Source organism: Mesorhizobium sp. M8A.F.Ca.ET.021.01.1.1 (assembly GCF_003998025.1).
In the GTDB taxonomy this organism is placed as follows: domain Bacteria; phylum Pseudomonadota; class Alphaproteobacteria; order Rhizobiales; family Rhizobiaceae; genus Mesorhizobium.
Window position 1 is genome coordinate 1 of sequence record NZ_RZSJ01000263.1, and the last position, 7,875, is coordinate 7,875.

The following is a 7,875-nucleotide window of genomic DNA, read 5'->3' on the forward strand; positions in this document are numbered from 1 at the left end:
CATTCTCGACCTGATCCGGCGTAATCGCTCGCCGCTCGAAAATCACTTGATCGACGGGCTCGTCGATGGCCGTGTCAGCCGCCGCGATTTCATCCGCCATGGCAGCCTGCTCGGCCTGTCGCTGCCGCTGCTTGGAGGCATCACCACGGCCGCCGGCTTTGGCGGCATGCCGTCGCTGGCCCGCGCCCAGGGCGCCCCCGGCGCCACCATTCGTGTCGCCAGCAGCGTGCCGGCAGCCGCCATCGATCCGGTCACCATTGCCGACGCCGGCGGCCTCCTGGTCATGCAGCAGGTAGCCGAATTCCTCTGCGTCGACGGCCCCGACCTCGTGCTCAAGCCGGCACTGGCCGAAAGCTGGAAGCCGAACGACAACGGCTCGGTGTGGACCTTCAAACTGCGCAAGGGCGTGAAGTTCCACAGCGGCGGCGAGATGAAGGCGGAGGACGTGGTGGCGAGCATCGACCGCCTCGCCGATCCGGCAAACTCGTCCAACGCGCTGTCGGTGTTCACCGGCATCCTGTCGAAGGGCGCCAGCAAGAAGGTCGACGACTACACGGTGGAATTCCACCTCGACGCGCCGAACGGCAACTTTCCCTACATGCTGTCGTCGGACAATTACAACGCCGTCATCGTCCCGGCGAGCTACAAGGGCGACTACGAAAAGAGCTTCGACGGCACCGGGCCGTTCAAGATCGAGAAATACACGCCGAAGGTCGGCGCCTCCTTCGTCCGCAACGAGGACTATTGGGGCGAGAAGGCGCTGCCGGAACGCACCGAATTCACCTTCTTCACCGATGTACAGCCGATGATCCTGGCGCTGCAGGGCGGCCAGGTCGACATCATCAACCAGATGCCGGTGCTGGCCGGCGTGGCCCTGCTCAGTGATCCAAGCGTCGACATCATCAGCCTGAAGTCTTCAGCGCATCAGCAGCTGCATCTGCGTTGCGACGACGGCCCGCTGAAGGACGCACGCGTGCGCCGCGCCATCGCGCTCAGCATGGATCGCGACAAATTGGTCGCAGGCCTGATGAAGGGGCGTGCCGTGGCCGGCAACGACAGCCCGTTCGCCGCGGTCTACCCCTCGACCGATACGAGCATACCGCAGCGCAAGCAGGACATCGCGCAGGCCAAGCAGCTCATGGAAGCAGCCGGTGCCGGCAAGGGCTTCAAAGTCACGCTGACCACCGAGCGCTACCTCGAAATCCCCGAATACGCCCAGCTCATCCAGAACTGGGTCAAGGAGATCGGCATCGAGCTCGAACTCAACATCCTCGACCAGGGGGCCTATTACGGCGACGCGGTGTTCGGCAAATCGAACTGGCTGGATTCGGTGATGGGCATCACCGACTATGGCCATCGCGGCGTGCCGAATGTCTATCTTGCCGCTCCCTTGAAGAGCGACGGCACCTGGAATGCAGCGCACTTCAAGAACAAGGACTACGACGCGCTGGCGACCAGCTATATCGCGGCACTCGATCTCGAAGCCCAGAAGGCCGACGCCGGCAAGATCCAGAAGCTTCTGCTCGAGGAAACCCCGGTCATCTTCGGCTATTTCTACGACTACCTGACGGCAACGGCGAAGGGCGTGGCCGGCGTGCAGCCGACAGCAATGTCGCAGCTGTTCCTCGATAAGGCGTCGAAGGCGTAAGCGAAAAGGGAAAGCCAGTCCTCTAATAGCCAGCTCCTCCGGGGAGCTGGCTTTGCAAGGAGTCTTAGCCATTCTCTCCTTCTTTGCGCGGCGTGTGTCCCTGTCGCTGATCACGCTGTTCCTGCTCAGCATCATGGTGTTCCTGGGCGGCCAGGTTCTGCCAGGCAATGTCGGGCGCGCGATCCTCGGCCCGTTCGCCGACCAGCGCGCGGTGGACGCGCTCAATCACACACTCGGCGTCGATCGCCCGCTGCTTGTCCAGTACTGGAGCTGGATCTCCAACTTCGTCCAGGGCGACATGGGCACCTCCTACATCTTCCGCTCGCCTGTGGCGCCGTTCGTCATCGATGCGCTCGGCAATTCGATGAAGCTGGCGGCCGTCGCCTTCGTGCTGGTGGTGCCGATCGGCATTCTGGGCGGCGTCATTGCGGCGCTCAACCTCAACCGTCCGCTCGACCGCATCATCAGCCTCGGCGGCCTGTCGGTGACGGTGCTGCCCGAGTTCGTCACCGGCATCATCCTGATCCTGATCTTCGGCGTATGGCTGCGCTGGCTGCCGATCTCGGCCGCTTGGCCCAGGAATGCCGGCTTCTTCACCCAGCTCTATTACCTGATCCTGCCATCGCTGCCGCTGTTCCTGGTGCTGTTCGGCTATATCGCGCGCATGGCGCGTTCGGGCATGATCGAGGCGCTCGATTCCGACTATACGCGGACCGCCGTGCTGAAGGGCCTGCCCTGGCGCACGGTGATCTGGCGCCATGTGTTGCGCAATGCGCTGCTGCCGACCATCACCGTCATCGCCACCCAGACCGGTTACCTTATCGGCGGGCTGGTGGTGATCGAAACGCTGTTCCGTTACCAGGGCATCGGTTCGCTGATCTTCACCGCCGCGCGCGGCAAGGATTTTCCGATGCTGGAATCCGGCATCCTCACCATCGGCATCGTCTATGCCGTGGCGACCCTGGCCGCCGACTTCCTCTATTCCGTGCTCAATCCGCGCATCCGCCTGGGGTCAGACCAATGAGCGCCGTCCAGACCACCTCACAGGACGACACGCGCAAGCGCGGCCCGCTGGCCGAAGTCTTTTTCTCCCTGCTGCGATCGCGAACCTTCCTTGTCGGTCTCGCCATCGTGCTGTTCTGGGTTGCCTGCGCACTGTTTGGCGAACGCTTCGCGCCCTACGATCCGCTCGCCGACGATATCATCAACGCGCTGGCGCCGCCCTCGCGTGAGCACTGGTTCGGCACCGACCAGATCGGCCGCGATGTGTTCTCGCGCGTCATCGTCGGCTCGCGCGATATCCTCACCGTCGCGCCGCTGGCGACCTTGCTGGCGACGGTCGCGGGCACCGCGCTCGGCCTGCTCACCGGTTATTTCCGAGGCATCGTCGACGATGTCGTCAGCCGCATCCTGGAAGCCTTCATGGCGATCCCCGTGGTGATCGTGGCACTGCTCGCCATCGTCGCGCTCGGCACCTCCAAGACCACCGTCATCATCGTCATCGGCCTGAGCTTCGCGCCGATCATCGCGCGCACCGTGCGCTCGGCGGTGCTGGCCGAGCGTGAACTCGACTATGTCGCGGCCGCACAGCTCAGGCATGAGAGCGCGCTGCATACGATGTTCGTCGAGATCCTGCCCAACGTCATCCCGCCGATCCTGGTCGAGACCACCGTGCGACTGGGCTATGCCATCTTCGCCGTCGCCACGCTCTCCTTCATGGGCTTTGGCATCCAGCCGCCGTCACCCGACTGGGGCCTCTCGATCTCCAGCAATTACGGCATGATCGGCGGCGGCTTCTGGTGGACGGTGCTGTTCGACGCGCTGGCCATCGCCTCGCTGGTGATCGGCGTCAACCTGGCCGCCGACGGTGTGCATGGGGCCTTCAATGACTGACCCCGCCGTGGCAAAAAACGCGCTCGAACTCAGAGACCTGTCGGTTGCCTACCGGGTCGCCGGCCGCAATCGCGCGGTGCTGCGCAATCTCAGCCTCACCATCGGCCAGGGCGAGGCCTACGGGCTGGTCGGAGAATCCGGCTGCGGCAAGTCGACGGTGGCGCTCACCGTGGTGCGCTACCTCCCGCGCAACGGCTCGATATCGGGCGGCGCCATCTCGCTCGACGGCCAGGATGTCATGAAGCTCGACGCCGAGGCACTGCGGCGCGCACGGGCCGAAAGCGTCTCCATGGTCTATCAGGATCCGGGCAAGGCGCTGAACCCGTCGATCCGCATCGGCCGGCAACTGACCGAGATTTTCGTGCTTGGCGGCATAACCGGCCAGGCGGCCACCGATCGCGCCATCGCCATGCTGAACCGGGTGCGCATCTCCGATCCGCCAAGCGTCATGCAGCGCTATCCGCACCAGCTGTCGGGTGGCATGCAGCAGCGCGTGGCGATCGCCATGGCGCTGGCCAACGACCCCTCGATGCTGATCCTCGACGAGCCGACGACTGGGCTGGATGCCACAGTCGAGGCCGAGGTGCTCGACCTCATCGCGCAGCTCAGGCGGGAACTCTCAGCCTCGATCCTGTTCATCAGCCACAACCTCGCCGTCGTCTCCAACATGTGCGACCGGGTCGGCGTGCTCTATGCCGGCATGCTGGTCGAGGAAGGACCAACGGAGGTCGTCTTCAACGATCCGCGCCATCCTTACACTGTCGCGCTGCTGCGCTGCCTGCCGCGCGGCGGCCAGCGCAAGGACCAGGGCCGGCTCGACACCATTCCGGGTTTCCTGCCTGGCATCGGCGCCGTCATCAAGGGTTGCGCCTTCGCCGACCGCTGCGCGCTCGCCGACGACCGCTGCCGCACCGAACTGCCGCCGCTCTATGAGCTGAGCGACGAGCGCGGAACCCGGCTGTCGCGCTGCTTCCATCACGACAAGGCGCAATCGCTGCCGCGCGCCACGCCCGCCGACGTGGCGCCGGCACCGAAGCCCGCGAGCGCGCCGGTGCTGCGTGTGGCGGGGCTGAACAAGACCTATGCCAGCCATGGCTATCCGCTGCGCGCGGTCAAGGACGTGTCGCTCGATCTCAGGCCCGGCGAGACGCTCGGCCTGGTCGGCGAATCCGGCTCGGGCAAGACCACCTTCGCCAGGCTGCTGCTCGGGCTCGTGCCGCCCGATGCCGGCGGCACCATCGAGCTCGAGGGCAAGGCGCTGGCGCCGAAGCTGGAGAACCGCGACGACGACCAGGTCAAGGCGATGCAGATCGTCTTCCAGAACCCGGATTCGGCGCTCAACCGTTCGCATTCAATCCGCCATCTCATTGGCCGGGCGCTTAAGCGGCTGGCGGGGCTCAGGGGTGCCGCCCTCGAGGCGCGCCTCAACGATCTCGTCCGCTCGGTACGCCTGACCGACCGGCATCTGGCTGTCAAACCGCGCCAGCTCTCGGGCGGGCTGAAGCAGCGCGTCGCCATTGCGCGCGCCTTCGCCGGCGATCCGCGCATCGTGGTCTGCGACGAGCCGACCTCGGCGCTCGACGTCTCCGTCCAGGCGGCGATCCTCAACCTGCTTGCCGACCTGCAATCCAAGGAGGACGTCAGCTATATCTTCATCTCGCACGACCTCGGCGTAGTGCGGTACCTCTCCGACAAGATCGCCGTGCTCTATCTCGGCCGCATCATGGAGCTCGGGCCATCGGAGGACGTTTTCTCCGGGCCGCATCATCCCTATACCGAGGCGCTGCTCTCGGCGGTGCCCAAGCTCGACCAGACCGAGACGGCGCGCATTCGGCTCGACGGCGAAATCCCCAGCGCCACCAACCCGCCCTCGGGCTGCGTCTTCCACACGCGCTGTCCACGCAAGATCGGGTCCATCTGCGAACAGCAGGAGCCGCCATTGGCCGAGGCGCAGCCGGGACACTCGATCCGCTGCCATATTCCCTACGCGGAACTGGCGCGGCTGCAAAAGACAGCGGTGGCCGAACCGGCATAGCGAGACATCGCATGGGGCATTTGCCTGGCCGGTTACACCTGGCTGGCGATGCCCAGGGAACGGTCGCCTTCCGAAAACCCCTGACCTTCGGTCCAATCCCTGGCCAGCGTGCGCAGCCCGGTCAACGCGACGTCGAGCGTGTCGGACGAGGCGGGATTGCTGGGATAGGCGAGATAGATCGGCCGTTGAAATACCGGCGTGTTGTCGATGCGTCGCATTTCGCCGCGCTCGATATGGCCGCTGACGGCGCTGAGCGGCAGATAGGCGGCGGCGTGCTGCGACAGGACATGCTGGAGCCCGATGAAGACCAGCCCCGCCGAGATAGCCGGTTTGACCATGCCGGCGAATGCCCGGTCATGCTCGATGCGGAATTCGAGCCCCCAGTCCATCAGTATGTAGTTTTCGGTCCACGGCTGCGTCTGGGCGGCATGCTGGACGAGCACCACCTGGTCGACGGCGAGCGTCTCGTAGACGATGCCGGGATGTGGGCGCGGCAGATAGAGGATGCAGATGTCGAGCAAGCCTTCGGCCAACTGGTCGATTGCCTGGTCGGGAAAGCTTCCTTCCAGCCGTAGCGCCACGTTCGGCCTTCTGGTGCGCATCCACTCGACCCATGGCGAGGTGATGCGCTCCCAGAGATAGGCTGGCGCGGTGAAGCGCAACAGCGTCTCGTAGCCATCGGGAACGGCGATATCCTGCCTGGATTGCTCCCAGGTGCGAGTGATGGAGGAGGCATGCGGCAGGAACTGCCGGCCGGCTGGCGTCAACGTGACGCCGTCGCGGTCACGGACAAATAGCCGGCGCCCCAACTGCTCCTCAAGCCCCCTGATCCGCGCACTGACGGTGGATTGCGCGAGATTGAGCCGGTTGGCGGCGAGAGTGAAGCTGCCATGTTCGGCGACTTCGAGGAAGCTGCGCAGGTTTTCGGTATCCATGCCATCCCTCCTCCATCGAAAATTTCGATGGACCCTATCAAAAAATATCGCTTTCCGGTCGCGGTCAACAATGCCCTAAATGGCCGATCTCCCAAGGGCAAGCGAGGAATGCAGCCATGCCAAGGCATTTCATGACGATTGACGCCGCCCGCAAAAACCTGACCGCAATCGAAAATTCCGCTGTCGACGAATTGCTGGCCGGCAGGCTCGACCGGCGCGATTTTCTGCGCCACGGCAGCGTGCTTGGCCTGTCGCTGCCGTTGCTTGGTGGCATTCTGGGAGCGGCGGGTTTCGGGACGCAAAAGGCCCGCGCCGAGGGCAAGCAGGGCGGTACGGTGCGCGCCGGTGTGGCGACGCCGGGCGGCGCCATCGACCCCGTCACCTTCTATGACAGCGGCAGCTACCAGCTGGTTTTCCAGACCGCCGAATTCCTCTGCATCACCCAGCCGGATCTGACCCTGAAACCGGTTCTGGCGGAAAGCTGGTCGCCCAACGAAGACGGCAGCGTGTGGACCTTCAAGCTGCGCAAGGGCGTGAAATTCCACAATGGCGAGGACTTCAAGGCCGAGGACGTTGTCGCGACGTTCGATCGGCTGGCCGATCCCAATGGCGCTTCCAACGCGCTGTCGGTGTTCAAGGGCCTGCTGTCGAAAGGCGGCACCCAGAAGGTCGACGACCACACCGTCGCCTTCCATCTCGACGCGCCGAACGGCAGTTTTCCCTACTCGGTATCGATCGACAATTACAACGCCGTCATCCTGCCGGCGAGCTACAAGGGCGACTACGAAAAGACCTTCGAGGGCACCGGGCCGTTCCGGATGGAGACCTACACGCCCAAGGTCGGTGCGACCTTCGTCCGCAACCCCGACTATTGGGGCGAAAAAGCGCTGCCCGACCGTCTCGAATTCAAGTTCTACGGTGATGTGCAACCGCGCATCCTGGCGCTGCAGGCCGGCGAGGTCGACATTCTCGACGCGGTTCCGCTCGACGTCAGCCAGGTGGTGCTGAACAGCCCCGACATCACGGTGCTGCGCGTCGCCTCGACGGCGCACCGCCAGCTTCACATGCGCTGCGACATGGCGCCTTTCACCGACAAGCGCGTGCGCCAGGCGCTTGCGCTCAGCATCGATCGGTCCAAGCTGGTCGACGGCTTGTGCCGCGGCATGGCGGCCACCGGCAATGACAGCCCGTTCGCGCCGGCCTTCCCCGCCACCGACAAGTCGGTGCCGCAGCGCACCCAGGATATCGCCAAGGCCAAGCAACTCATGGATGCGGCGGGCCTCGCCAGCGGCTTCGACATCACGCTGACGACGCTGCGCTATTCCGACATTCCGGGCTATGCGCAACTGTTCCAGAATTTCGCC

At 64.7% G+C, this 7,875-nt stretch carries 6 protein-coding genes; 5 read left to right on the forward strand and 1 reads right to left on the reverse strand.

Annotation, left to right across the window (positions count from 1 at the left end):
* Position 1 precedes the first annotated feature (1 nt).
* From EOA36_RS20005 to EOA36_RS20020, 4 genes are all read left to right on the forward strand, one after another.
* Positions 2-1,648 carry an ABC transporter substrate-binding protein gene (locus tag EOA36_RS20005; protein ID WP_127279102.1) on the forward strand — a complete coding sequence of 549 codons (1,647 nt, stop codon included), beginning with the start codon at positions 2-4 and terminating at the stop codon, positions 1,646-1,648.
* Between the two features lie 70 nt (positions 1,649-1,718).
* On the forward strand, positions 1,719-2,672 hold the full coding sequence (locus EOA36_RS20010) for an ABC transporter permease (protein ID WP_127279106.1): 954 nt from the start codon (positions 1,719-1,721) through the stop codon (positions 2,670-2,672).
* Positions 2,669-3,541, forward strand: coding sequence for an ABC transporter permease (locus EOA36_RS20015; protein ID WP_127279103.1), 873 nt, complete (start codon positions 2,669-2,671; stop codon positions 3,539-3,541). Before EOA36_RS20010 ends, EOA36_RS20015 begins: the two co-directional genes overlap by 4 nt.
* A complete protein-coding gene (locus EOA36_RS20020) occupies positions 3,534-5,576 on the forward strand; it encodes an ABC transporter ATP-binding protein (protein WP_127279104.1) in 2,043 nt (680 codons plus the stop codon). The genes EOA36_RS20015 and EOA36_RS20020 overlap by 8 nt, the downstream gene beginning before the upstream one ends.
* Before the next feature lie 32 nt (positions 5,577-5,608).
* Here EOA36_RS20020 and EOA36_RS20025 read toward each other — a convergent pair whose 3' ends face one another.
* On the reverse strand, positions 5,609-6,511 hold the full coding sequence (locus EOA36_RS20025; RefSeq protein ID WP_127279105.1) for a LysR family transcriptional regulator: 903 nt from the start codon (positions 6,509-6,511) through the stop codon (positions 5,609-5,611).
* 116 nt (positions 6,512-6,627) lie between these two features.
* On the opposite strand from EOA36_RS20025, the gene EOA36_RS20030 reads away from it, so the two are divergent.
* On the forward strand, positions 6,628-7,875 hold a 1,248-nt coding region (locus EOA36_RS20030), incomplete at its 3' end, for an ABC transporter substrate-binding protein (protein WP_145969231.1).

Excerpts from the sequence above, each read along its gene's own strand:
- EOA36_RS20015 (WP_127279103.1), top strand. The coding sequence starts at position 2,669 with ATGAGCGCCGTCCAGACCACCTCACAGGACGACACGCGCAAGCGCGGC.
- EOA36_RS20020 (WP_127279104.1), top strand. The coding sequence starts at position 3,534 with ATGACTGACCCCGCCGTGGCAAAAAACGCGCTCGAACTCAGAGACCTG.
- EOA36_RS20025 (WP_127279105.1), bottom strand. The coding sequence starts at position 6,511 with ATGGATACCGAAAACCTGCGCAGCTTCCTCGAAGTCGCCGAACATGGC.